The organism is Pantoea allii (genome assembly GCF_046529425.1).
GTDB classification, from domain to species: domain Bacteria; phylum Pseudomonadota; class Gammaproteobacteria; order Enterobacterales; family Enterobacteriaceae; genus Pantoea; species Pantoea allii.
On the sequence record NZ_CP125958.1, the window covers coordinates 1,111,733 to 1,135,823 of the forward strand.

20 protein-coding genes are annotated in these 24,091 nt (G+C 54.0%); 4 read left to right on the plus strand and 16 right to left on the minus strand.

Annotated features, from left to right (window positions below):
• Nucleotides 1-194: 194 nt before the first annotated feature.
• Nucleotides 195-662: an Lrp/AsnC family transcriptional regulator gene (locus tag QNH99_RS05445; RefSeq protein WP_186440838.1), complete on the minus strand. Its 468-nt coding sequence runs from the start codon at nt 660-662 to the stop codon at nt 195-197.
• A gap of 127 nt (nt 663-789) precedes the next feature.
• Here QNH99_RS05445 and QNH99_RS05450 point away from each other — a divergent pair, with 127 nt between their 5' ends.
• Together QNH99_RS05450 and QNH99_RS05455 are read left to right on the plus strand one after the other, a co-directional pair.
• Complete coding sequence (locus tag QNH99_RS05450) at nt 790-1,830, plus strand: zinc-dependent alcohol dehydrogenase family protein (protein WP_410517376.1); 1,041 nt, start codon at nt 790-792, stop codon at nt 1,828-1,830.
• Nucleotides 1,831-2,050: 220 nt separating this feature from the next.
• Complete coding sequence (locus QNH99_RS05455) at nt 2,051-3,346, plus strand: MFS family transporter (RefSeq protein WP_410517377.1); 1,296 nt, start codon at nt 2,051-2,053, stop codon at nt 3,344-3,346.
• Between the two features lie 45 nt (nt 3,347-3,391).
• Here QNH99_RS05455 and pssA read toward each other — a convergent pair whose 3' ends face one another.
• The 4 genes from pssA to trxC form a co-directional block, all read right to left on the minus strand.
• Nucleotides 3,392-4,750, minus strand: coding sequence for a CDP-diacylglycerol--serine O-phosphatidyltransferase (gene pssA / locus QNH99_RS05460; protein WP_172897293.1), 1,359 nt, complete (start codon nt 4,748-4,750; stop codon nt 3,392-3,394).
• Nucleotides 4,751-4,846: 96 nt separating this feature from the next.
• Complete coding sequence (locus QNH99_RS05465) at nt 4,847-7,522, minus strand: GNAT family N-acetyltransferase (protein WP_410517378.1); 2,676 nt, start codon at nt 7,520-7,522, stop codon at nt 4,847-4,849.
• Between the two features lie 108 nt (nt 7,523-7,630).
• On the minus strand, nt 7,631-8,311 hold the full coding sequence (locus tag QNH99_RS05470) for a tRNA-uridine aminocarboxypropyltransferase (RefSeq protein WP_410517379.1): 681 nt from the start codon (nt 8,309-8,311) through the stop codon (nt 7,631-7,633).
• 81 nt (nt 8,312-8,392) lie between these two features.
• The gene (gene trxC, locus QNH99_RS05475) at nt 8,393-8,812 is read right to left on the minus strand and encodes a thioredoxin TrxC (protein WP_063880693.1); all 420 of its coding nucleotides are present in this window, start codon (nt 8,810-8,812) and stop codon (nt 8,393-8,395) included.
• Nucleotides 8,813-8,971: 159 nt separating this feature from the next.
• Here trxC and QNH99_RS05480 point away from each other — a divergent pair, with 159 nt between their 5' ends.
• Nucleotides 8,972-10,090 (plus strand): tRNA/rRNA methyltransferase, encoded by a 1,119-nt coding sequence (locus tag QNH99_RS05480; protein ID WP_063880692.1) that lies wholly within the window; start codon nt 8,972-8,974, stop codon nt 10,088-10,090.
• An 80-nt stretch (nt 10,091-10,170) separates the two neighbouring features.
• On the opposite strand, the gene QNH99_RS05485 is transcribed toward QNH99_RS05480, so the two are convergent.
• Nucleotides 10,171-10,575: a winged helix-turn-helix transcriptional regulator gene (locus tag QNH99_RS05485; protein ID WP_096012740.1), complete on the minus strand. Its 405-nt coding sequence runs from the start codon at nt 10,573-10,575 to the stop codon at nt 10,171-10,173.
• Between the two features lie 113 nt (nt 10,576-10,688).
• Here QNH99_RS05485 and QNH99_RS05490 point away from each other — a divergent pair, with 113 nt between their 5' ends.
• On the plus strand, nt 10,689-11,738 hold the full coding sequence (locus tag QNH99_RS05490; protein ID WP_410516112.1) for an NAD(P)-dependent alcohol dehydrogenase: 1,050 nt from the start codon (nt 10,689-10,691) through the stop codon (nt 11,736-11,738).
• 67 nt (nt 11,739-11,805) lie between these two features.
• Here the strand turns inward: QNH99_RS05490 and emrB are convergent, their stop codons facing one another.
• The 10 genes from emrB to nrdI all read right to left on the minus strand — a co-directional run bounded on the left by emrB (nt 11,806) and on the right by nrdI (nt 24,088).
• A complete protein-coding gene (gene emrB / locus QNH99_RS05495) occupies nt 11,806-13,341 on the minus strand; it encodes a multidrug efflux MFS transporter permease subunit EmrB (protein ID WP_109717453.1) in 1,536 nt (511 codons plus the stop codon).
• A 16-nt stretch (nt 13,342-13,357) separates the two neighbouring features.
• The gene (gene emrA, locus QNH99_RS05500) at nt 13,358-14,530 is read right to left on the minus strand and encodes a multidrug efflux MFS transporter periplasmic adaptor subunit EmrA (RefSeq protein WP_063880688.1); all 1,173 of its coding nucleotides are present in this window, start codon (nt 14,528-14,530) and stop codon (nt 13,358-13,360) included.
• 148 nt (nt 14,531-14,678) lie between these two features.
• Nucleotides 14,679-15,209, minus strand: coding sequence for a transcriptional repressor MprA (gene mprA, locus QNH99_RS05505; protein WP_145394884.1), 531 nt, complete (start codon nt 15,207-15,209; stop codon nt 14,679-14,681).
• Nucleotides 15,210-15,479: 270 nt separating this feature from the next.
• Entirely contained in the window at nt 15,480-16,679 is a 1,200-nt protein-coding gene (locus QNH99_RS05510; protein ID WP_063880686.1) for an MFS transporter, read from the minus strand.
• A gap of 148 nt (nt 16,680-16,827) precedes the next feature.
• The gene (gene proX, locus QNH99_RS05515; protein WP_109717455.1) at nt 16,828-17,826 is read right to left on the minus strand and encodes a glycine betaine/L-proline ABC transporter substrate-binding protein ProX; all 999 of its coding nucleotides are present in this window, start codon (nt 17,824-17,826) and stop codon (nt 16,828-16,830) included.
• Between the two features lie 59 nt (nt 17,827-17,885).
• Nucleotides 17,886-19,037: a glycine betaine/L-proline ABC transporter permease ProW gene (gene proW, locus QNH99_RS05520; RefSeq protein ID WP_109717456.1), complete on the minus strand. Its 1,152-nt coding sequence runs from the start codon at nt 19,035-19,037 to the stop codon at nt 17,886-17,888.
• On the minus strand, nt 19,030-20,229 hold the full coding sequence (gene proV, locus QNH99_RS05525) for a glycine betaine/L-proline ABC transporter ATP-binding protein ProV (RefSeq protein ID WP_096012745.1): 1,200 nt from the start codon (nt 20,227-20,229) through the stop codon (nt 19,030-19,032). The genes proW and proV overlap by 8 nt, the downstream gene beginning before the upstream one ends.
• A gap of 368 nt (nt 20,230-20,597) precedes the next feature.
• On the minus strand, nt 20,598-21,557 hold the full coding sequence (gene nrdF, locus QNH99_RS05530; protein WP_063880683.1) for a class 1b ribonucleoside-diphosphate reductase subunit beta: 960 nt from the start codon (nt 21,555-21,557) through the stop codon (nt 20,598-20,600).
• A 9-nt stretch (nt 21,558-21,566) separates the two neighbouring features.
• The gene (gene nrdE / locus QNH99_RS05535) at nt 21,567-23,705 is read right to left on the minus strand and encodes a class 1b ribonucleoside-diphosphate reductase subunit alpha (RefSeq protein WP_109717457.1); all 2,139 of its coding nucleotides are present in this window, start codon (nt 23,703-23,705) and stop codon (nt 21,567-21,569) included.
• On the minus strand, nt 23,675-24,088 hold the full coding sequence (gene nrdI, locus QNH99_RS05540; RefSeq protein ID WP_063880681.1) for a class Ib ribonucleoside-diphosphate reductase assembly flavoprotein NrdI: 414 nt from the start codon (nt 24,086-24,088) through the stop codon (nt 23,675-23,677). Before nrdI ends, nrdE begins: the two co-directional genes overlap by 31 nt.
• Between the last annotated feature and the right edge of the window lie 3 nt (nt 24,089-24,091).

The window sequence follows — 24,091 nt, forward strand, 5'->3', positions numbered from 1 at the left end:
GGTGTATTAATCAACGGGGAGCAGGTCATCCGTCGTAACGTAAAAAACTTACTCACAGACGCTCTCACTCCCTACAATAAGTGAAGAAGCCCTGAACGAAAGTTCAGGGCTTTTTTACGCCCGTAACCTGCGGAAAGCGGGGCGTCAGGCTGGTTATCTTGCACTGCACCTGGCGTTATAAACCTGCCCCACCGCTAGACCGGTAGCGGATGCGTTTTTTTCACTTCTCTCAGTGATATAGAAGAATTAATACTCAGAATTCCGGGTAATTTACGCAATTCCTTTTCAATAAACAGACTGTAATGGTCTAAATCCCGCGCCACGACCTGTAAAAGAAAATCGGCTTCACCGGTGATGTTGTGACAGGAAAGTACGTAAGGATTAGCCGTGATCCGTTCTTCAAAGTCCCGGGTTGCTGCCTCACTGTGCTGACTGCAAACCAGACGGACAAATGCCATCACGCCAAAGCCCACCTTTCTGCGGTTAATCACCGCCTGATAGCCTTCAATAAATTCCTCATCTTCAAGCCGTTTCAGTCGTCGCCACGCCGAGGCTGGGCTCACGTCCAAATCCTGAGAAAGCTTAAGGCTCGATACTCTGCCGTCCTGCTGAAGATAACGCAGCAGCGCCAGATCTTTCCTATCCAGAATGCTCACTGACATATCCACTCATTTTTAGCGTATTTAATGAAGGATAATTTCATAATTAATTATTCAGCTGCAATAGCTGAAAAGTAATTTCCTGATCGAAAGGTATAATTTTAAAGACACCTACGATGAGGGTTTACTGATGAAAGCTGTCATATACGAGTCATTTCTGTCGCCACCACTACTGAAAACGGTGCCGGACCCCACTCCCGAGCCCCACGGCGTGGTGATTCGGGTCAAAGCGACCGGGGTTTGCCGAAGTGACTGGCATGGCTGGGTGGGGCACGATCCCGATATCCCTTTGCCGCATGTGCCAGGACATGAATTTGCGGGCACGATAGAAGCTGTTGGCAGCGCGGTGACAAAATGGCGGCCTGGCGATAATGTCACGGTGCCCTTTGTGTCGGGCTGTGGTTTTTGTCACGAGTGTCACTCGGGCAATCAGCAGGTTTGCGATCGTCAGTTCCAGCCAGGTTTCACTCACTGGGGGTCTTTCGCAGAATATGTGGCGGTACAGCAGGCGGACTTGAACCTCATCGCGCTGCCGGACACACTTAACTTCACTACCGCAGCGAGCCTCGGATGCCGTTTCATCACCTCGTTCAGGGCAGTAGTCGATCAGGGAAGAACGTCTGCAGGGCAGTGGCTTGCCGTCCACGGCTGTGGTGGGGTTGGCCTCTCCGCCATCATGATTGCGAATGCACTTGGGGCAAACGTGGTAGCGATTGATATCGCGGAGGATAAATTGCAGCTGGCCCGGGATTTGGGTGCCGTCGCCGTCGTGAATGCTGCACGTGTGCACAATGTGGCGGAAGCCATCAAAGACATTACCCAGGGTGGAGCGCATGTTTCCCTGGATGCACTCGGTCATACGGTCACCTGCGTGAACTCCATTAACTCGCTAAGAAAAAGAGGCAGGCACATCCAGATCGGCCTGATGGCGGGTGAACACAGTGCACCGACTATCCCAATGGCCAGGGTGATTGCTAATGAACTGGAAATTATTGGCAGTCATGGCATGCAGGCTCACCGCTATGACGTCATGATGAATATGATAGCGGCGGGAAAACTCCGCCCTGAAAAGCTCATTGGCAGAACCATTAACCTTGAGCAATCCATAGAAGCGTTAATGAATATGGATAAGTTTGAATCGCCGGGGGTAACGGTAGTCACCGCGTTTTAACGGGTTAACATGACCTCTTCCTCGTCATTGATGTGCATGTGGACGGGAAGAGGCCGCTGGCCTCCCCTGCCTGCGCGACTGAAGATTTCAGTTGTTTCAGGGAATTAACAACACATGTCACATTTTGTCATATTCAGACAACACATCTTTCCGTTTCCGCCATGACCGTGCTTTACTCAACGCTTTAACGCTGCTTATCAGCAAGGAGCCGAGACATAGCATGTCAGACGTGATCAAGAATCAACAAGCGCAGGTGCTTGACCAAAAAAAACGTATCTGGGCCATCGTAGGCGCATCTTCAGGTAATCTTGTCGAATGGTTCGACTTTTATGTGTACTCGTTTTTCTCACTCTACTTCGCCCACATTTTCTTCCCGCAAGGTGATACCACAACCCAGTTATTGCAAACAGCAGGCGTATTTGCCGCAGGCTTTTTAATGAGGCCAATTGGCGGCTGGTTATTTGGCTATATCGGTGACCGCCACGGGCGCAAAAAATCGATGCTGATCTCTGTCTGTATGATGTGTTTCGGCTCCCTGGTGATTGCCTGCCTGCCGGGCTATGACAGTATCGGGATCGCCGCACCGATCCTGTTATTGCTGGTGCGTATGTTTCAGGGACTGTCAGTGGGCGGAGAGTACGGTACAAGCGCAACGTATATGAGTGAAGTGGCGCTGGAAGGGCGGAAAGGGTTTTACGCATCGTTCCAGTACGTGACATTAATTGGCGGACAATTAGCTGCTGTGCTGACGGTGGTAGTGCTGCAGTTTATGTTAACCGATCAGGAGCTACGTACATGGGGCTGGCGCATTCCGTTCTTCCTGGGGGCGATGCTGGCCGTGGTAGCGCTGTGGCTGCGTCGCTCTCTGGACGAAACTTCCGATAAACAGAGCCGTGAGCATCGCGATGCCGGCAGTGTCATTGGCTTATTACGTAACCACACGAAACCTTTCCTGATGGTGCTGGGTTTTACGGCGGGCGGTTCGTTGAGCTTCTACACCTTTACCACCTATATGCAGAAGTACCTGGTGAACACTTCAGGCATGGATGCCAAAACCGCCAGTGGATTGATGACCGGCGCTTTACTGGTTTACATGCTGCTACAGCCCATTATTGGCGGCCTTTCCGATAGGATTGGCCGACGCACCTCCATGATGATTTTTGGTGCGGGTGCGGCGATTTGTACGGTACCTGTCCTGACGCTGCTGCAAAACGTACAAAGTCCCGGTATTGCCTTTGCCCTGATTATGCTGGCGTTACTGATTACCAGCTTTTACACCTCAATCAGTGGGATTTTGAAAGCAGAGATGTTCCCGCCGGAGGTTCGAACGCTCGGCGTTGGGCTCTCTTATGCGGTGGCAAATGCGATCTTCGGTGGATCTGCAGAGTACGTGGCGTTACTGATGAAGCACAACGGTATGGAGACCACGTTCTTCTGGTACGTTTCCGTCATGGGGGCGTTGGCGTTCCTGGTGTCGCTGCTGCTACACCGGCACGGAAAAGGCATTAAGTTGTAACAGGGCAGACAGAATGCCGCAGTCAGGCTGCGGCATTCTGGATCTTCACAGGATACGGCTGATGAGCCGATCGATACGAATACGGCGCAGACGGCGAATCAGCTTACGCACTTTCGCCGGGTAGTCAGCAATGCTTTCCAACTCACGGAAGTGCCCAACAACCCTGGTGTGTTGACGAATCAGCATCAGCTCATGCTGTCGCTGCTCGGTCAACTGCTGCAGAGGATCGTGAATCAGGACCGCATTCTCCAGATCCAGTCGCCATGCGCGCGGATTAAGATTGTTGCCCGTAATAAGCTGCCACTCATCGTCAACCCACATGCCTTTCAGGTGATAGCTGTTTTCACCGTCTTTCCAGAGACGCACGGTCAGTTGACCGTTGCTGACGTAATACTGCAGGCGGCTTAAAAAACGACGCAGGTTAATTTCGTAGAGATAGGGCAAGGCACCGATGATTTTAAACGGCTGATCGGGCGCGATATAGAAGTCATTCGCCGTTTTATCCCCCACGATAATCTCAACTTCTTTACCCTGGCGTAAAAGGGCAATGATATTGCGCACCAGCAGTGCTGGCAGGTTGAAGTAGGGGGTGCAGATGGTGAGCTTCTTTTCGGCGCACGGCATTAAATGAAAAATAGTCTTATTCAGCAGGCTGCGCTTACCCAACCCGACCAGCGGTGTGACGGCGAGTTCATCGTTACCGGCATTACCTTCAAACTGATAGTTAAAGCCGCGTAAGTCCTGACGAAACTGACGCGTTTCATTTTTGATTTCCGGGCTGGATGGACGGTCAGCATAGTCCAGGCGATTGACCGCCTCTGCATCTTTCAAATGCACGTTCATCCATTCGAACATGGTATCGGTCAGCGCGGCATTACGGATGAGTTGATAGCGGTCGTAGCGGTATTTGTCGTGCTGATGCAGGTAAACGTCATTAATGCTGGCGCCGCTGTAGAGCAAGGTATCATCGATAATGAAACCTTTCAGATGCAGTACGCCCATTGCTTCGCGAGTATTAACCGGAATGCCATAGACTGGAATCACGTTATCGGGATGTTGCTGGGCCATCTCGCAATACCAGTCGGCGTTAGTAACACCGCGTGCGGCACCAATGCGACCCCGTTGCGCGCGGTGCCAGTCGACTAAGATACTGATATCCAGCTGTGGACGAGCCATTTTCGCGGCATATAATGCATCCATAACGGCCCGACCCGCATCGTCATTTTCCAGATAGAGGGCGACGATACAAATGCGCGATTGCGCTGACGCAATCTTTTCCAAAAGCGTCTCGCGAAATTCGGCAGGCGAATATAACGTCGACACATCCGCAACAGATTGTGACAGTTTAGGCAGCTGTGCGAGGTGTTGTTGGTGTTTATTGCGTTTAAATTTAGACAACATCACAGTGCACTTCTTCTCGGTTCATTGTATGGCCTTTTGCCACCAAATCAGGGTCATAACGCTAAATAATAACATCAACCACGGCGGACGGGGCGATTTTTACTTTTCTCTACACGGCAAAGTGACATTATCCTGTAACAAAAGCTTCAGGCTGACGATGCCATCGTCCATCTGCACATCTACGCTAAAGTTGAGTTTTTTCGCCAGTGTGACCATGCCGCGGTTGCCGGGCATGGTAATGCCATTCAGTTGTTGCAGACCATGGGCGCGTGTGTAACGAATCATTTTTTCAAGTAAACGTCGTCCCATTCCCAGCCCTTTGAGATCCGAGCGCACCAGCACCGAAAACTCCGCGTCAATGTTGTCTGCATCAGAAATGGCGCGAGTGACACCGATAATTTCCGGGTGCCCCTGATGCTGACGAACCGCAACAATTGCCATTTCCCGGTCGTAATCAATCTGCGTCATATTGGCCAGATCCTCATGGGTGAACTCATTAATTTCACTGAAATAGCGGTAGTAGAGATCTTCTTTGGTGACCTGACTGATGAAGTCGCGCAGAAGCGGTTCATCTTCGGGCAGGATGGGGCGGAATAAACAGTGCTGACCGTCCTTCAGTTCTACCTGCTCTTCCAGATGCTGAGGATAAGGACGTATGGCCAGACGCGTTTCACTGTCACCGGTAAAAGGCGCAAGCGTCAGCGTGACGTCCAGTAAGGTGAAATCACTGCCCGCCGCCAGCAGCGGATGAATATCCAGGCGTTTTATTTCCGGGCAATCCACCACCAGGTTAGAGACCTGCACCAGCAGTTGGCTCAGGCCAGCGACATCCAGCGGGATCAGGGCACTCCGGCTGCGGATCTTGCCGCTTTTGATTGCCTGAATCACCAGATAACGCGCCAGCGTCATATTGAGCGGTGGTAAAGCCACGGCAGCCTGCTTCTCGGCCTGCCACTCCACGCCGCCTTCACCCAGCATGATGATGGGGCCAAACAGGGCATCCTGCTCCACCACGACCCGCAGTTCCTGAGCACCGGCCCGGTTGGCCATGCTCTGTACAACCAGCCCTTCAATCCGTGCGTGCGGCAGCGTTTGTGTTACCCGGTCAACGATAGCGTCAGCCGCTCGCTTTACTTCCGCGGCGTTACGCAGATAGAGCATTACGCCCTGTACCTCAGACTTATGCGCCACATCGGGCGAACGCAGCTTCAGTGCCACCGGATAACCGATTTGTTCGGCGATAGTGACCGCGTCCTCACTGTCTTTGGCAATCCAGGTCGGTAGCGTCGCCAGACCGTAGGCTTTGAGGACGGGCTGCACTTCATGCGTGTCCAGAGACAAAATGCCCTTGTCCAGCGCCTGGGACAGCAGTTGGTGAGCCTGAGCGCTATCCTGCGTCAGGTTTACCGGCAAGGCAGGGGTTTCCCGCAGTAACTTCTGGTTACGCCGGTATTCAACCTGATGCATAAACGCGGTGACGGTTCCTTCCGGCGTACGCCAGGTGGGAATGCCAGCCTGGGTAAAAGCCCGTCGTGCCGCCAGAGAAGAGTATTCGCCGCACCAGTTGGTCAACAGCGTAAGCTGTTTGCCGCGCGGATGCTGATGAATCAGCTGGATGATTTTCTCTGCGGTTTCAGTCGCCGGGGCGACGGCACTGGGGGCATGAATAATCATCAGGGCATCTAAATCGTGGCTGTCGAGCAGAACGGTCAGACAGGCCAGGTAGCGTTCCGGCGTTGCATCGTCTTTTAAATCAACCGGATTGCCGTGGCCAACGCCTTCCGGCAGCACGGCATTCAGCTGCTGTACCGTTGGCTCACTCAGCGTGGCGAGCTTCCCGTTGCGGGCATAGAGTTCATCCAGCGCCAGTGCAGCGGGTGCCGCGCCATTGCTGATAATCATTAGCCGGTGCCCGCGTGGTGGACGCATATGGCTTAACGACTCCACCGCCGTAAACAGCTCGTGCGTATCCTGTACACGTAATAAGCCCGCGCGCTGGATAGCCGCATCCCAGGCGGCATCCAGACCGCTGTGTGTGCCGAGCAGCGCCTGCGCCTGACGGCTGCGTCCGCTTTTGATGATCAGAATAGGCTTGTTACGGGAGGCGCTGCGGGATGCTGAAACAAAGCGACGGGCATCACTGAGGTGTTCAAGATAAAGCAGAATCGCGCTGGTTTTACCGTCGCGGGCAAGAAAATCCAGCAGATCGTCCACATCGGTATCCAGGCTGTCACCCAAGGCGATAAACCACGAAAAGCCAAGGTTGCGCTGCTGCGCCCAGTCAAGGATGGTATTGGATACGGCTGACGACTGCGAAATAAACGCGATGCGGCCTTTGGCGATAGGAACAGGAGAAAAGCTGGCGTTAAGGCCCTGCCAGGGGGCCAGTAATCCCAGACTGTTGGGACCCAGCAGACGAATCTGCCAGCGGCTGGCACACTGTTTTAACTCGGCTAACTGACTGGCGGGCGCGGAGAGGATAATACAGGCTTTACACCCTTTCTCGCCAAGCTGCTGTAACAGCTCAAGGTTTCTTTTGTGATGGGTACAGATCACCGCCAGGTCCGGGGCGAAGGGCAAGCTGTCAATGTCAGGCCAGGCCAGCACACCGCTAACCGCTTTATATTTTGGCGTCACCGGCAGCACCGGGCCGCTAAAGCCACCCGCCAGCAGATTACGCATCATAAAATAGCCTGCCCGTCCCGGCTTGACCGAGGCGCCGATTACCGCAATCGATTTGGGTCGTAACAGCGCTTCCAGCCCACGTTGACTCATCACCTTCTCCATTCATCGAGATTTAGGTGAGTGTAAACGCTTTTAGACTTTTTTACCGTCGGGCAGATCCCAGCCTGAATAACGACAATCAGCCTGCCACGGCGCGCATTACCGCGCCTGGCCGGGATGATGCGGCTTACCCGCAAGGTAAGCCTGACGGAACTGCTCAAAATGCTGGATTAATGCCTGTGCCGCTTCCGTGTCGCCCGCCTGCTCCAGAAGCGCTGCCGCGATCTCTGCGGTACAGTGCTGCCCTTCGCCATGCGCTTCGCGCAGCCTGTAGCGAGAAGGGGCCGTAACATTGAGCGAGATCAGCGGAAAGCGGTCAAGCCAGGGACTTTTACGAAACATCTTCCGCGCTTCGTTCCAGGTGCCATCCAGCATAATAAACAGCGGCGGTTTACCCGCAAGCGGCGGCGAGTGGATAACCTCGCGGCCTTCATCCGCATACGAGGCAGGAAAAACCACTAGCGGTTGATAAGCCTCATCGGCAACAGCTTCCAGCAATGCGGGATCGGGCTCGGTACGTGACCAGCCAAATGCCTGGGTGTCCGGTAACACATCGGCAATCAACCGGCCCGTATTGCTCGGCTTCATGGGTTCGGTATCAAACATCACCAGGCAAAAGCGACTGCGGGCAGACTGCACCTGGATGCTGGCGCACAGACAATTTATTTCAGGCAACAGGCATCCCTGGCAGCGGAGCACACGATTCCCGCGTGCCAGAAAGGGACGCGTGGCACGGGCCAGGCGTTGGGCTCGTAAACGCAAAACGGCATTATCAGACATGATTATTCAGGACAGGAAAAAGCGTAGTGTAATCGAAGCGTCGAACAAAGGGAAAAGGCCAGCCAGGCTGGCCTGTCGTGCTTACAGGGATTCGTCGAGCCACTCGTTGAAAGGGGCTTTCGGCATGGCACCGTTTAAGACATCCACCATCTCGCCGTTCTTAAACACCATGATGGTCGGGATGCTGCGAATGCGGAAACGACTGCTCAAAGCCGGTTCTGCCTCTGTATTCACTTTGATAAAGCGGACTTTACCGCTGCGCTCCTGAGCGACATCTTTAAATACCGGGGCGAAGTTAACGCAGGGTCCGCACCACGGGGCCCAAAAATCCACCACGACCGGCAGATCGTCCCGCAGATAGCTGTCCAGCGTTGCGGCCGTCGCGTTAATGACATCGCCCGAAAACAAGGCTTCACCGCAGCGACCACATTTGGCACCCTCGGCAAGCCGTTCTTCGGGAACGCGATTGGTTGCCTGGCAAGACGTGCATACCGTATTCATAAAAACCTCTGATAATGATGTAGAGCACTTTGCTCAATATTACCCATTATGAAAGGGTGATAAGATCGGCTCAATGTGGATTGCTCTATAGGTTCAATAGTTGATAGCTAAGCGCAGTCACATCAGGTAATCTTCGCGCTCTCAATGCAGGAGGAAGAAATGAACGACGAATTTAAAGGCAAAAGTGGTAAGGTCAAAGTCATGTACGTGCGTGGCGAAGATGAGCAAAGCGCGCGTGCGCCGAATCCTCGTACAGGCAAAGGTGGCCGTCCTGCTGCTCGTCGTGAAGACAATCGTCGTTCATCTGGCCCGCGTACTGAGCGTAGTGAAGACGGCGGACGCAGTACGGGCCGTCGCAGCGACAGCGCACCACGCCGCAGTGACAGCGCACCGCGGCGCAACGATCGTGGCAGCGACAATCGTGATGCCTACGGCAGCAGCGATTCACCCTGGCGCACCGTATCCCGCCCACCGGTAGCCGAAGACACCAAACCCGAAAATCCTGGGATTGGCGGTAAAGGCGTGGTTGACGTAGAGCAGATTCGTCGTCAGCGTCTGGAAGAAACCCGTGTTTATGGCGAAAACGCCTGTCAGGCACTGTTCCAGAGCCGTCCTGAATGCATCGTCCGTGCATGGTTTGTGCAAAGTGTGACGCCGCGTTTTCGCGATGCGCTGCGCTGGCTGGCGGCTAACCGCAAAGCCTACCACGTTGTGGATGACGCAGAGATCACCAAAGCTTCCGGTACTGAGCACCACGGCGGCGTCTGCTTCCTGATTAAAAAACGCATGGGCATGGACGTGGCCGAGTGGCTCAGCAAGGCCGAAACCAAAGACTGCGTGCTGGCGCTTGAAGATGTCAGCAATCCCCATAATCTTGGCGCTATCATGCGCAGCTGCGCGCACTTCGGTGTGAAAGGCCTGCTGGTCAACGATGCCTCGCTGCTGGAATCGGGTGCGGCGGTTCGCACGGCTGAAGGCGGAGCCGAACATGTTCAGGCCATCAGCGGTACCACCTTCAATGAAGGCCTGGAAGCGTTCCGCAAAGCGGGTTACACCATAGTGACCACCTCAAGCCATCAGGGGACGCCGCTGTCTAAAGCTGAGTTGCCTGCCAAAATGGTACTGGTGCTGGGACAGGAGCGTGAAGGTTTGTCCGACAGCACCTTCCAGCAGGGTGATATGAGCCTGTCAATTGGCGGCACCGGTAATGTTGAAAGCCTGAACGTGTCGGTGGCAACCGGCGTACTGCTTGCCGAATGGTGGCGTCAGAACGCCTGACCGTACTATTAAATGATGGCGCCGTTAAACGCGCCATCCATTGTCTGTTTCCCGGCGCTGTCCGGGAAATATCTTCCCCGTCAGCCCGTATCTTTTTCAGCGCCAGATGCCGCGCGCTGAACCTGTTCATCCATCTCATCAAGCGCCCGCTGATTATCCAGCCCCCACTGATAAAGCTGTTCCACCGGTTTTGCAAAACGGTTGCCCAGGGCGGTTAACTGGTACTCCACTTTGGGTGGGATCACGTCATAAACATGACGGGCGATTAACCCTCGCTGCTCAAGCTCCTTCAACGTCTGAAACAGCATCTTTTTCGATATTCCCTGCAGGCTCCGCTGTAGTTCGCCCGTGCGCGCCCGTCCGCCGGGCCAGTGGTACAAGGCATGCAGCACCATCGGATTCCACTTGGCAGAAAAAAGATCCATCAGTCGGCGTGGTGGCGAATCCACATAAAAAACCAGTTTACCTTCTACCCAGGCAGGCATCGTCAGCGCACTCCTTTTATGGTCACCAAATGGTAACTACTATCAATAATGAACCCATTTAAGTAGAGTTTGCCGCCCTCAGTTATATAAAGCCAGTCACTATGAGAGGCACGATGAAAATTAATGCACTAGTCGCCCACGATGCAACCCAGCCGCTTACGTCCGGGCTGATAGCACTGCGCCCGCTTCAGCCGCAGGATGTCAGAATCGAGATTCTTTACTGTGGCGTTTGCCACTCAGATTTGCACATGGCACGCAACGAATGGGCGGCAAGCCATTATCCCCTGGTGCCGGGACATGAAATTGTGGGACGGGTGGTTGAAACTGGTCACGCTGCCAGTCGGTTTGCGCCTGGTGATATTGTGGGGGTGGGCGTAATGGTGGATTCCTGCCGCACATGCCATTTTTGCCAGCATCAGGAAGAACAATATTGTGAGGCCGGCTTCACTGCCACCTATAACGGTACGGATAAATACACCGGTGACCGCACATGGGGCGGCTATGCCGAGCACGTGGTGGTCGATCAGGACTTCGTGGTGTCGGTGCCACAGCACCTGCCGCTGGCTGGCGTTGCGCCATTGTTGTGCGCTGGCGTAACCGTGTGGTCACCGCTGCGCCATTTTAACGTTAAAGCGGGCGATAAGGTCGGCGTCATTGGCTTAGGCGGGTTAGGGCATATGGCCGTGAAGCTGGCACGTGCCCTGGGCGCTGAGGTCACGCTTTTCACCACGTCGCCAGACAAAGCCGAGGACGCCCAGCGTCTCGGTGCCCGTCATGTGGTGGTGTCACGCGATGCCTCGGCGATGCAAGCCAGCCGGAATGGGCTGGATCTTATCCTTGACTGTGTGGCGGCCCCTCACGATCTTGATCCTTACCTGGCGACGCTTAAAACCAATGGTCGCCTGGTGCTGGTGGGGATCCCGGACAGTCCGCACGTTTCACCGGACGTGACGCCGATGGTGTTCCGTCGCTTAAGCATTAGCGGCTCATCGATTGGCAGCATTAAAGAAACGCAGGCGATGCTGGATTTTTGCGGCGAGCAGAATATCACGGCGGACATTGAGATGATTCGCGGAGAGCAGGTCGAAGAGGCCTTCACGCGAATGCTGAAAGGTGACGTGAAGTACCGTTTCGTGATTGATATGAAAGCGACGCGCTGGTAGCCAATACAGGTTCTGGCATGCATCACCGCCACGCCAGAACCTGCCACAAGGCTACGCGCTGTTACGACTAGTGCGCGCCACCCGCACCGCCACCGGCGGTAAAGGGTGGACGGGCAAACCAGATCAGCACCAGCAGTATCAGAAACACGCCTGCCGAGGCCCAAAAAATCTCGTTGGCAGAGATGATCAATCCCTGATTGGTGATCTGCTGCGCAATGTACGCCGAGGCTTGCTGATGCGTCATGCCCATCCCCTCCAACTGACTGTACATCTGCTGCGCATTGACGTTATAAGGCGTCACCGATTCGCTGAGATTACTGTGGTGCATTGCCTCACGATCCGTCCACATCGTGGTGGTGATCGAGGTCCCGATTGAACCCGCCAGCGTACGCACAAAGTTTGACAAACTGGATGCCGCCGCCATCCGGTCGGGTGTCAAACCCGACAGCGTAATCGTGGTAAGTGGCATAAAGAAGCAGGCGACCGCGAAGCCCTGAATAAATTGCGGCCAGGCTGATGCACCAAAATCCATGCCCGGTTCAAACGTGTAAGCGCGCCAGTAGAAACAAACGGCATACATGATGAAACTGAAGGTGACCAGTTTCCGCATATCAAGCTTATGGGAGAACCGGCCAATAATGGGCGACAGGATGACAGGAATAATCCCGACTGGCGCCGAGGCCAGCCCAGCCCAGGTCGCGGTATAGCCGTAGACCTCTTGCAGCAGTTGCGGCAAGAGAACGATCGACCCAAAATAGAGCATGTAGGCCAGGCTAAGGGACAAGCAGCCTATGGTGAAGTTACGCGATTTAAACAGCGACAGATCGACTATCGGGTGGTCGTCTGTCAGCTCCCAAATCAATAACATCACCAGCGCCAGCACCGCGACAATCGTCAGCACAATAATTTCTGTTGAGCTAAACCAGTCCAGCTCTTTACCGCGATCCAGCATCACCTGCAACGAGCCAACCCCGACAACCAGCAGCACCAGGCCAACGGTATCAATGGGGCGAATCTGGGTAGCGGTTTCACGACCGCGCAGGGTTTGCAGCGTGAGCATAATGACCACAACACCAATCGGCACGTTGATAAAGAAGATCCAGCCCCAGTGATAGTTATCACTGATCCAGCCACCGAGAATGGGGCCACATATGGGGGCCACAATCACTGTCATCGCCCAGAGTGACAGGGCGATACTGCGTTTTGCGGGCGGATAATTATTCAGCAGCAGGCTTTGCGACAGCGGGATCAACGGACCGGCCACGATCCCCTGAATTATCCTGAAGAAAATCAGCATTTCCAGGCTTTCGGACATGCCGCAGGCCCAGGAAGCCAGCGCAAACAGGATGGTCGACCAGGTAAAAAGTTTGACTTCACCGATGCGTTTGGCCAGCCAACCCGTTATCGGAATCGAGATGGCGTTTGCCACCCCGAAAGACGTGATGACCCAGGTGCCCTGGGAGTTTGAGGCCCCCAGATTACCCGCAATGGTCGGTATAGCAACGTTAGCAATGGTGGAATCCAGAACCTGCATGAACGTCGCCAGGGATAGCGCAATGGTCATTAAGACCAGTGGCATCCCTTTAAGCGGTGCTTGTGCCATTACAGCCTCCGGGTCATCATCCGGCGTTCGCGTGGACGATATCGGTAATCAGCTTATTGACCGGTGCAAGGTCAATGGCCAGGGCGTTGCTGCTGTAGGCAGCCTGCTGACGAACGCTGGTAGCCAGTGCGCTGCCGTCTTTATTATCGGTATCAATTTCTACCAATGTCGACAGCCCGATACGCAGAGGATGTTTAGCCACTTCGTCCTGGTTCAACTCAATACGGACCGGCAGTCGCTGAACCACTTTGATCCAGTTACCAGTGGCGTTCTGCGCCGGTAACAGCGAGAACGCGCTCCCGGTGCCCATATCCAGACCCACGACTTTACCGTGGTACACCACATCGTCACCGTAAATGTCCGCCACCACGGTGGCCGATTGGCCGATACGCACGCCAGCCAGCTGTGTCTCTTTGAAGTTAGCGTCCACCCACAGGTTGGTTGCGGGTACGACCGCCATCAATGGGGTGCTGGTACTGATCTGTGAACCGACCTGCACGCTGCGGCGAGACACATAGCCATCCATCGGACTGCGAATCTCAGTACGTTGCAGCGCCAGCCAGGCGTCACGCAGTTCTGCCGCACTTTGCTTCACTGCGGGTTGGTTTTCCAGAGACGTATTCAGGATCACCGCCTGATTGGCGTTGTACTGCTGCACCGCCACATCCAGCTCCGCTTTCGCTGAAGCCACAGCATCGCGCGCGTGTTGCAGTTCTTCACGCCCAATCAGGTTAGAGGCACCCAACGGTTCGCGACGTTTCAGATCGGCCTGTGCCTGATCTAACGCGGTCTGGCGGAGATTAATCGTTGCCTGATATTGCTTTGCATTGATCATCTGTTGGTGCACCTGACGCACGCTGGTTGCCAGCCCGGTCTGCGCTTTTTCAAACGCCTGCTGTGCGTCGGTTTTATCCAGCGACACCAGCACATCACCTTTTTTGACGTAATCGGTATCATCAAACCAGACTTTATTCACGCTGCCTGATACCTGGGCCATGACCTGCACCTGGTTACCGGCGACATAAGCATCATCCGTTTCCTGATAGTGGCGCAACACTAAATACCAGTAAACGCCCCACGCAATGCCAAGCAGTATGACCACCAGCGCCAGTAATATCAGCGCACCTTTGCGCTTTTTCTTCTTGTTATTGACTGGTTGATGCGGGCTTTGCGCCTCTGTTGCACTCATTTATTTCTCCACGTTTTCCACTATATCGGCGGGTTAAACTCCGTTTTCACCTTCGCCCGAGCCAAAAAAGCCAGCGACTAAGCGCTGGCCGGATAAAAGAGGGTTAAAATAACGATTTCGTCAGGTGATTGTGTCGCAGATCTTGCTATTACCGTGAAAGGGAAGCAGTTAGTTTATCTTCTTCCATTTTATCCAGACGGGTAAGCAGCTTGCGGGTGATGTTTTCCAACTGCGATTTCTCATCGCCGGTCAGAGAAGACCACAGGTATTGCAGGCTCTGATGCTGAGGTGGCAGCACCTGTTGCAGAAACGCATTGCCTTTTTCGGTCAGATGAAGATGCAGGCAACGACGATCCTGAGCGCTCTCACGACGTTCAATCCAGCCGCGCTTTTCCAGCTCATCAGCGATACGCGTTGCATTCGTCCGTGATGAACCCAGCGCGGTGCTCAGTTCAGAGGGCTGGATGCTCTGATCTTCCTGTGCATCAAGCGTCAGTAACGCCATAAACAGGGTTTCATTAATCCCCTGTTCTTTAAGCATTTTGTTGCGATTGTCCAGCAACTTACCCTGCATGTGCATGCAAAGACGCGTCAGGAGAATCTCCTGGAAGGGAAAATCTGCATGACGATTTGCACGGATATTTAACATCTGCTCAATGGGCGTAAACGAACTTTCCATTAGAAAAAACCTCACTAATTTCAACTTTTATAGTAACCACGGTGGCAGCGTTATGGGTGAGTGACCGGGTTCTGAAACCCCATCCTCAGGCTGTCGCACTGTGGTGATTCACGATCTGTCCTTGACCCCAGGGTAAAGGTTTTGCGCATCGATTCCATACGCGTTGGTCGTACAGTGAAACGGTACGACATCAAATGATTACGAAAGAAAAAATAACTTACGTGAATAACTTTGGGCCAACGATAGCAAACTCACACTCTGCTGAACAGGCTAAATCACACTATTCGGGCTATTCGCCTGTTCCAGACCACGATTCCGCCACCAGATGATCAAATTCAGGGAAGTCAATATCGCCCCGGCCACACAGACGCCATACCAGCCTGCCAGATGGTAGGCATTTGCCGACAACAATGAGCCTAGCGCACCGCCAATAAAGTAGCTGGTCATATAACCGGCATTCAGGCGATTGCGTGCTTCAGGCAGACGCGCATAAATGACGCTCTGGTTGGTGATGTGCACGGCCTGAACGGCAAGATCCAGCAACAAAATGCCGATAATCAGCGCCACAAGATTCTGCGCGCCCCAGGCGATCGCTGCCCATGACAACAGCATAATCAGCAAGCCTGCGCTGGTGGTGAGTCCGGCCTTACCTTTATCCGCCAGCGAGCCTGCCTTTCTGGCGGCCAGCGCACCGGCTGCACCGACCAGCCCCAGCAGTCCGATTTCCCCTTCCGTGAACCCATAGGGTGCGGAGGAGAGCAGGAACGCCATGGATGTCCACAGGATGCTGAAATTCGCAAAGGTCAGGCAGCCGCTATAAGCCCGGGTACGCAGCACCGGATCGGCCGCATACAACTGAAAGATGGAAACCAGAAGCTGGCGGTAATTTAGCGAGACAGACGGCGTAATGCGCGGCAGAGTGCGCCACAGGGCCAGTGCCATCAGCAGCATCAAGACGCTGGCGACCCAGTAGACGGTTTGCCAGCCACCCAACTGTGCCAGGCCGCCCGAAACGGTTCGTGCCAACAGGATGCCTAGCAGCAGTACGCTCATCACCGTGCCAGTGACTTTTCCTCGTTTTTCCGGCGCGGCCAGCGTTGCGGCCAACGGCACCAGAATCTGTGCCGCGACGGAAAAGAGCCCGGTGATCACCGTTCCCAGCAGCAGAAAGGGGAAGGATGAAGAGAGGGCAATGATCACCATGCCAACCGCAGCCATCACGATCATGCCAACAATCAGGCCGCGCCGTTCCAGCATGTCGCCGAGCGGGACCAGTAACAGCAGCCCACAAGCATAGCCAAGCTGTGCGGTGGTCACAATGAACCCGGCGAGCGCGACAGATAAGTCGAAGTGCTGCGCAATGGTGTGGAGCAGTGGCTGAATATAATAATTGCTGGCGACACACAGGCCGGTGGCAACGGACATCAGTCCCACCAGGGCGGGCGTTAAACCAGGACGAGAGGTTGTCATAGGGAGGCAGAGGTAAAAATTAATAATGTGACGTTAATAATAACCTAAAAAATTATTTGAGGGCTATGTTTATGTGGCGCGTGGATGGACAGGTGATGGCGAAAAAAAAGGGCGAACCACCGTCCGCCCTTCGTCAGTCAGTTGTGCCTTATTTAGCGGCAGCGCGGGCGTCGCTAATCCACTGATCAAACTGGGCCTGATGGCCTGTGATCCAACCGTCTACGTGACGATTGATATCCTCTTCCGAGTTTTGCCCGGCATGCATGGCTGCATTTTCCGCATTGATATCATTAATCGGCAGTTTCATGTCGGCAAACAGTTTGGCCGCGGCCGGATTTTTTTCCGCCCAGGCTTTGTTGGCAACGATGTGCATGGTGTTGACCGGGAAGCCATAGTTCGCGCCGTTAGCCAGTTTGGTATCCACGCCTTTTTGTTCGCCCGGTAATGAGGAGAACGGCACCTGGAGCCAAACGACGTCGCGGCCCGGTTTAAGCACATCACTCAGCCAGTAAGGCGTCCAGGTGTAGTACAGGATAGGTTTTCCCTGTTTAAAGCGCGCCAGGGTGTCCGCCACCATTGCCGAGTAGTTGCCCATGTTAGCGGTAACGGTTTTACTCAGACCATAAGCCTCATTCTGGTGATTAATCACCGCCTCACAGCCCCAGCCTGGCGTACAGCCGGTCATATCCGCTTTACCATCCCCATTGCTATCAAACAGCTGGGCAATTTTCGGATCTTTTAGCTGGGCGATATTGGTGATGTGATACTTCTCAGCGGTTTTCTTGTCGATGAGATAGCCTTGAGCCGCACCGGAGACGTAGGTTCCCTGGCGATAAAACTTATTGCTCCCGCCTGCGGCTTTATACATATCGTCATGCAGGGGCTGCCAGTTGGTCGCCAGGAAGGTCGCATCGCCAGACGCAATGGTGGTATAGGCAACGTTGTAATCCACTTCACTGGGTTTCTCGACGGTATAACCCAGTTTCTCCAGGCCACGGCTCACCAGCAGCGTCTGAAACGTTTCTTCAGCAATCGTACTCTGTACCGGTTTAACCGTAACGCCTTTACCGGGCTGATCGGCGGCGAACGTCTGAGAAGCGGATAAGGCCGCCAGAATGGCAACTACGGCAGGGATCGTCTTGCGCATGGTTATTCCTCGTTTTTGTTGTCGCGTTAAAGGCGGCAGATAACGGCCACCTTTACTGTTCAGGATTTACGGAAGGGACGTGTCAGCAGGCCAATTGGCCCGGTGTGATACCAGTGGCGGCTGCCACGGCTGCGTTTGTCACGCGCCACCGATTGGGTCAGGCGGTCAAGGATGATGGCCAGAATCACGATGCCGACACCGCCCACGGAGGCCAGGCCCATGTCCAGACGACCAATGCCGCGTAGCACCATCTGGCCCAGTCCACCGACGGCAATCATGGAGGCAATCACCACCATCGACAGCGCCAGCATCAGCGTCTGATTCACGCCGGCCATAATGGTTGGCATCGCCAACGGCAACTGGACTTTGAACAGCAGCTGATGCGGGCTGGCACCAAAGGACTCACTGGCTTCGATCAGGTCGGCAGGAACCTGCTTGATCCCCAGAATGGTCAGCCTGACAATCGGCGGCAGGGCAAAGATAATGGTGACGACAACGCCCGGCACATTACCAATACCAAACAGCATGACAATCGGAACCAGATAAACGAAGGCCGGTGTGGTCTGCATCGCGTCCAGCAGCGGGCGCACAATTCTTGCCGCGCGTTCACTGCGCGCCAGCCAGATCCCCATCGGCAAGCCAATGATGATGCAAAACAGCAGGGCCGTGAGCACCAGCGCCAGGGTAATCATGGCCTGCGACCAGGCACCAATAGCGCCAATGGCGATCAGCGAAATCAGCGTGGCAATGCCCATTGCCGGACTGGCGATTTGCCAGGCGATTAACGCAAACAGCGCGATAGCAACGGGCGCGGGCATACCCAGCAACAGCTGTTGAAACGCGCTGAGGATATAATCCACCGGCACGCGAATACTTTGAAAGACCGGGCGGAAATGATTCACCACCCAGTCGATCCCTTCGGTTACCCAGTGATCCAGCGGAATCCAGGTTTTATGGAAGGGGTCCATGAGCGAGAAATGGTCAGCCTGGGGCGCGGGCGCGTTGTTCAACCAGTCGGTGCTGCTGGTGGAGCCTGTCGCGGCACTGCCATCCGGGGTGCCCCATGCATCTGCACCGCCAGTGGCTGCATGATGGCTGCTGTCGGCGGCACTGCTCTGGTCTGCGGCACCAGACCAGGGATCGCTACTCTGGCTGCTCTGTGTATCCGTTGCCGCCGCGTTATCCCATGGGGTTGATGTCTCTTTACTCATTGCTGGCTCCTTCACGATCTAAAGCACGTAAGAGCGTGCTTTTGGAGATCACGCCGACGTATTGATTTTCTTCTCCCACCACCGGAACGGCACAGGGTGCCTGCGCCACGTGTGAGAGCAGTTCATTTAACGAGGTCGTGGCAGGAACCGCCGTGGGCGCGTCGAGCAGGGCGCTTTCCAGCCCTTGTCCTGCCGCCAGCGCCGCTTTAAGAGAGTCGGTTGACACTACACCGATGAATTTCTGTTTTTCCAGCACGTAGCCGAACTCACGATCTTCATCCTGCAGCAGTTTTATGGCCGAGCGCGGGCCTAAACCGGCCGCTTTACGGATCAGCGCGCCAGCATTACGGCGTGCAATATCGTTAGCGCTGAAAACGTGGCTGATATCGACACCGCGGAAGAACGTACGGACGTAATCATTGGCTGGATTATTCAGGATTTCGTCAGGTGAACCCACCTGGACGACTTCGCCATTTTGCATAATGGCAATGCGGTCGCCAATGCGCATGGCTTCATCCAGATCGTGTGAAATAAACACGATGGTGCGCTGATGTCTGGCCTGTAATTTCACCAGCTCATCCTGCATTTCGGTACGAATTAAGGGATCGAGCGCAGAGAAGGCTTCATCCATTAATAAAATATCGGGATTAATGGCTAAAGCACGAGCCAGACCTACACGTTGACGCATTCCGCCTGACAGTTCATCAGGATAGGCATGAGCATAATTTTCCAGCCCAACCTGACGCAACGCCTCAAGGGCTTTTTCCTGCCGTTCCACCAGGGGCGTTCCGGCTAATTCCATACCAAACGCGGCATTATTTAACACGTTAAGATGCGGCATTAATGCGAATGACTGAAACACCATGCTGATCTTATTTCGGCGAACCTCCCGCAGTTCGCTGTCCGATATTTTCGCAATATCGACACCGTCAATAATCACCTGGCCGCGCGTCGGCTCTATCAGACGATTGAGAAGGCGAACCATGGTGGATTTTCCTGAACCGGATAACCCCATGATGACGAATATCTCGCCTTCTTCAATGGCCAGACTGGCATTTTTGACACCCAACGACAAGCCTGTCTTTGCGAGTATCTCCTCTTTGCCACAGCCCTTATCAATATATTTAAATGCCCTCTGTGGATTATCGCCAAATACCTTATAAAGATTTTTTACTTCTAATTTAATTGTCATGCGATAGTGAAGCCCTGATTAAATTATTTTAATGTGAAATGACGTGTCCTGGTCGAATTTAAGCAGGCTATAACCTGACATACTCAGATTATCTGTCAACCCTGACGTGAAATATCCATGACTAAAAATTACCCGTCATGGCGATAATTTCCAGCGTTCACAAGGGATGAGGGAAGATGAATTTTTTGTGATTTATTTGAGAAATAGCAGATAATTAGCCTGCTCAGACGAAGGGAATTGCCAGAATGGCGTTAGGATCAGGGGAAAGGGATAAGAAATAATGATAGCGATAAGGCTGAAATAACGGATTATAAATCAGTGTCATTAATGATTAATGACTGTGCCGCAGAATCACGGCACAGGGTTCACTAAAAACTCCAGTCTTCGTCTTCGGTTTCTACCGCTTTTCCCATCACATAGGAAGAACCCGAGCCCGAAAAGAAATCATGGTTTTCATCGGCGTTAGGGGACAGGGCAGACAAAATCGCCGGGTTGACGTTGGTCATCTCTGCCGGGAACAGCGCTTCGTAGCCTAGGTTCATCAAGGCCTTGTTGGCGTTGTAGTGCAGGAAGGTTTTGACCTCTTCCGCCCAGCCGACATCGCCATAAAGCGCCTCGGTATAAACCACCTCGTTTTCATACAGCGCCAGCAGCAAATCAATGGCGAACTGCTGCAAGGCTTCGCGGCGACCTTCATCAACCTGCTCAAGGGCTTTCTGGTACTTGTAGCCGATATAGTAGCCGTGTACCGCTTCATCACGGATGATGAGCCGAATCAGGTCGGCGGTATTCGTCAGTTTGCCACGACTGGACCAGTACATCGGCAGCCAGAATCCCGAATAGAACAGGAATGACTCCAGAAAAACGCTGGCAATTTTTTTCTTCAACGGATCGTCAGCACGGTAATGGGTGAGGATGATCTCGGCTTTGTTTTGCAGCGCCTGATTCTCTTCGCTCCACTGATAAGCGGCGTCCACATCGCTGGTGTTACACAATGTCGAAAAAATCGAGCTGTATGAGCGGGCATGTACCGCCTCCATAAAGCTGATATTCGACAGCACCGCCTCTTCATGCGGCGTCAGCGCATCGGGCATCAATCCCGGTGCACCCAGCACGTTCTGAATGGTGTCCAGCAGCGTCAGGCCGGTAAACACGCGAATAGTCAGCTGCTGCTGCTGTTTATCCAGCGTCTGCCAGGCAGGCAGATCGTTGGACAGCGGCACTTTTTCCGGTAACCAGAAGTTGCTGGTCAGACGGTTCCATACCTCAAGATCTTTCTCATCCTGAATACGGTTCCAGTTAATGGCTTGAATTTGTCTGAGTTGCATAATGTGTTCTCACAGTGCGCAGGAGACGCAGCCCTGAACTTCAGTGCCTTGCAGGGCCATCTGGCGCAGTCGAATGTAGTAAAGCGTTTTGATCCCTTTTTTCCAGGCGTAAATCTGCGCTTTATTTATGTCGCGCGTGGTCACGTCATCCCGGAAGAAAAGCGTTAATGACAGGCCCTGATCCACATGCCGGGTCGCCTCAGCGTAGGTATCAATAATGGCTTCCGGCCCAATCTGGTAAGCATCCTGATAGAGTTCCAGATTGTCATTGGTCATAAAGGGCGCCGGATAGTAAACACGGCCGGTTTTACCCTCTTTGCGGATCTCTATTCGCGACACAATCGGATGAATACTGGACGTGGCGTGATTGATGTAAGAGATCGAACCGGTGGGCGGTATCGCCTGCAAATTCTGATTGTACAAACCGGACGCCATCACCGAGTCCCGCAGTGCCAACCAGTCATCCTGCGTGGGTAAGGTGATGCCCGCACTGGCAAACAAGGCAGCGATGCGGGGCGTACGCGGTTGCCAGTCACACTGCAGATATTTGTCAAAATAGGCACCGGTGGCATAGGTTGACGCCGCAAAGCCATCAAAGGCCTGTTGGCGCTCTTTTGCCAGCTGATTTGAGGCGCGCAGCGCATAATAGGTCACACAGTAAAAATAGAGGTTGGTGAAATCCAGCGCTTCCGGTGAACCATAGGCGATGCCTTCGCGGGCCAGATAGCCATGCAGATTCATCTGGCCCAGGCCAATAGCATGGGAGCGGCGATTGCCTTCCGCCACGGAGGGAACCGAACCGATATCACTCATATCTGACACCGCCGTTAGCGCACGTATTGCCGTCTCCACCGTGTGGGCCAAATCGCCAGAGTCCATCGCATGGGCAATATTCAGCGAACCAAGGTTACAGGAAATGTCTTTTCCCATCCGGCGATAGCTGAGATCCTCATTGAATTCACTGGCGCTGTTCACCTGCAAAATCTCTGAGCAAAGGTTGCTCATATTGATGCGACCGGCAATCGGGTTATCCCGGTTGACGCTGTCCTCATACATGATGTAGGGATAGCCCGATTCAAACTGGATTTCCGCCAGCGTCTGAAAGAAATCGCGCGGCTGGATATAGGTTTTACGGATTCTGTCGTCCGCCAGCATCTCCTGGTATTTTTCGCTGATGCTGATATCCCCAAACGCCTGACCGTATATCCGCTCAACATCGTAGGGCGAGAACAGCGCCATCGGCTGATTCTCTTTGGCGAGCTGGAACGTAATATCCGGGATCACCACGCCCAACGACAGCGTTTTGATGCGGATTTTCTCGTCCGCGTTTTCACGCTTAGTATCAAGGAAGCGCAAAATGTCTGGATGGTGCGCATTGAGCCAGACCGCCCCGGCACCCTGACGTGCGCCAAGCTGATTGGCATAGGAAAACGCGTCCTCCAGCATCTTCATCACCGGAATGACCCCGGAAGACTGATTTTCAATGCGCTTAATCGGCGCGCCGGACTCGCGCAGGTTCGACAGCAGAAACGCCACGCCGCCGCCGCGTTTTGACAGCTGCAGGGCAGAATTCACCGCCCGGCCAATCGACTCCATATTGTCTTCAATACGCAGCAGGAAGCAGGAGACCAGCTCGCCGCGCTGTTGCTTGCCGCTGTTGAGGAACGTCGGCGTCGCGGGCTGAAAACGCCCGCTCAGGATGGCCTCCAGCACCGATCGTGCCAGCGCTTCATCCCCTTGTGCCAGCGTCAGCGCCACCATACAGGCGCGTTGCTCAAAGGTTTCCAGGTAACGCTTTCCATCAAAGGTTTTTAGCGTATAGCTGGTGTAGTATTTCCACGCACCTAAAAACGTTTTGAACTCAAAGCCCCATGCCTCGGCTTCATCGTGCAGCGCGCACAGGAAGTTAAAATCATACTGATTGAGCACGGCGGCTTCGTAGTAGCCTTCGGCCACCAGATAGCGCAGGCGCTCGGCAACGCTGGCGAAGTGCTGAGTATTAGGTTGCACGTGCTGAATAAGAAACTGACGCGCGGCCTGCTGATCTTTCTCAAACTGGATGCGGCCATCGGCGTCATACAGGTTCAGCATGGCGTTCAGCGCATGGTAGTCCAGCGCTACGTTGTTGAGGGTATCTGTCGTTGCCAAAATTGGGTTACTCCCGCTTTCACATTGGCGATATCGTCGGGGGTTCCCATCAGTTCAAACCGATACAGGTAGGGAACCTGACATTTCTTAGCAATGATGTCGCCCGCCAGGCAGTAACCTTCACCAAAATTACGATTACCGGCAGCGATAACGCCGCGCAGTCCGCTGCGGTTAACGTCATCATTGAGAAACTGAATCACTTGTCTGGGCACGGCCCCGCGATGACTGCCGCCGCCGTAGCTCGGCACCACCAGGATATAGGGCTGGTGGAGATGCAGCTGTTGCTTACCATCAATCGGTATGCGGTACGCAGGCAGACCCAGACGGGTAATAAACCGATGGGTGTTTTCCGACTGGCTGGAAAAATAGACCAGTGGAAACATGTG

What these genes read in the sequence shown, in the direction of transcription:
- QNH99_RS05445 (WP_186440838.1), bottom strand. Translation starts at nt 662, where the DNA reads ATGTCAGTGAGCATTCTGGATAGGAAAGATCTGGCGCTGCTGCGTTAT.
- QNH99_RS05450 (WP_410517376.1), top strand. Translation starts at nt 790, where the DNA reads ATGAAAGCTGTCATATACGAGTCATTTCTGTCGCCACCACTACTGAAA.
- QNH99_RS05455 (WP_410517377.1), top strand. Translation starts at nt 2,051, where the DNA reads ATGTCAGACGTGATCAAGAATCAACAAGCGCAGGTGCTTGACCAAAAA.
- QNH99_RS05465 (WP_410517378.1), bottom strand. Translation starts at nt 7,522, where the DNA reads ATGAGTCAACGTGGGCTGGAAGCGCTGTTACGACCCAAATCGATTGCG.
- QNH99_RS05470 (WP_410517379.1), bottom strand. Translation starts at nt 8,311, where the DNA reads ATGTCTGATAATGCCGTTTTGCGTTTACGAGCCCAACGCCTGGCCCGT.
- trxC (WP_063880693.1), bottom strand. Translation starts at nt 8,812, where the DNA reads ATGAATACGGTATGCACGTCTTGCCAGGCAACCAATCGCGTTCCCGAA.
- QNH99_RS05480 (WP_063880692.1), top strand. Translation starts at nt 8,972, where the DNA reads ATGAACGACGAATTTAAAGGCAAAAGTGGTAAGGTCAAAGTCATGTAC.
- QNH99_RS05485 (WP_096012740.1), bottom strand. Translation starts at nt 10,575, where the DNA reads ATGCCTGCCTGGGTAGAAGGTAAACTGGTTTTTTATGTGGATTCGCCA.
- QNH99_RS05490 (WP_410516112.1), top strand. Translation starts at nt 10,689, where the DNA reads ATGAAAATTAATGCACTAGTCGCCCACGATGCAACCCAGCCGCTTACG.
- emrB (WP_109717453.1), bottom strand. Translation starts at nt 13,341, where the DNA reads ATGGCACAAGCACCGCTTAAAGGGATGCCACTGGTCTTAATGACCATT.
- emrA (WP_063880688.1), bottom strand. Translation starts at nt 14,530, where the DNA reads ATGAGTGCAACAGAGGCGCAAAGCCCGCATCAACCAGTCAATAACAAG.
- mprA (WP_145394884.1), bottom strand. Translation starts at nt 15,209, where the DNA reads ATGGAAAGTTCGTTTACGCCCATTGAGCAGATGTTAAATATCCGTGCA.
- QNH99_RS05510 (WP_063880686.1), bottom strand. Translation starts at nt 16,679, where the DNA reads ATGACAACCTCTCGTCCTGGTTTAACGCCCGCCCTGGTGGGACTGATG.
- proX (WP_109717455.1), bottom strand. Translation starts at nt 17,826, where the DNA reads ATGCGCAAGACGATCCCTGCCGTAGTTGCCATTCTGGCGGCCTTATCC.
- proW (WP_109717456.1), bottom strand. Translation starts at nt 19,037, where the DNA reads ATGAGTAAAGAGACATCAACCCCATGGGATAACGCGGCGGCAACGGAT.
- proV (WP_096012745.1), bottom strand. Translation starts at nt 20,229, where the DNA reads ATGACAATTAAATTAGAAGTAAAAAATCTTTATAAGGTATTTGGCGAT.
- nrdF (WP_063880683.1), bottom strand. Translation starts at nt 21,557, where the DNA reads ATGCAACTCAGACAAATTCAAGCCATTAACTGGAACCGTATTCAGGAT.
- nrdI (WP_063880681.1), bottom strand. Translation starts at nt 24,088, where the DNA reads ATGTTTCCACTGGTCTATTTTTCCAGCCAGTCGGAAAACACCCATCGG.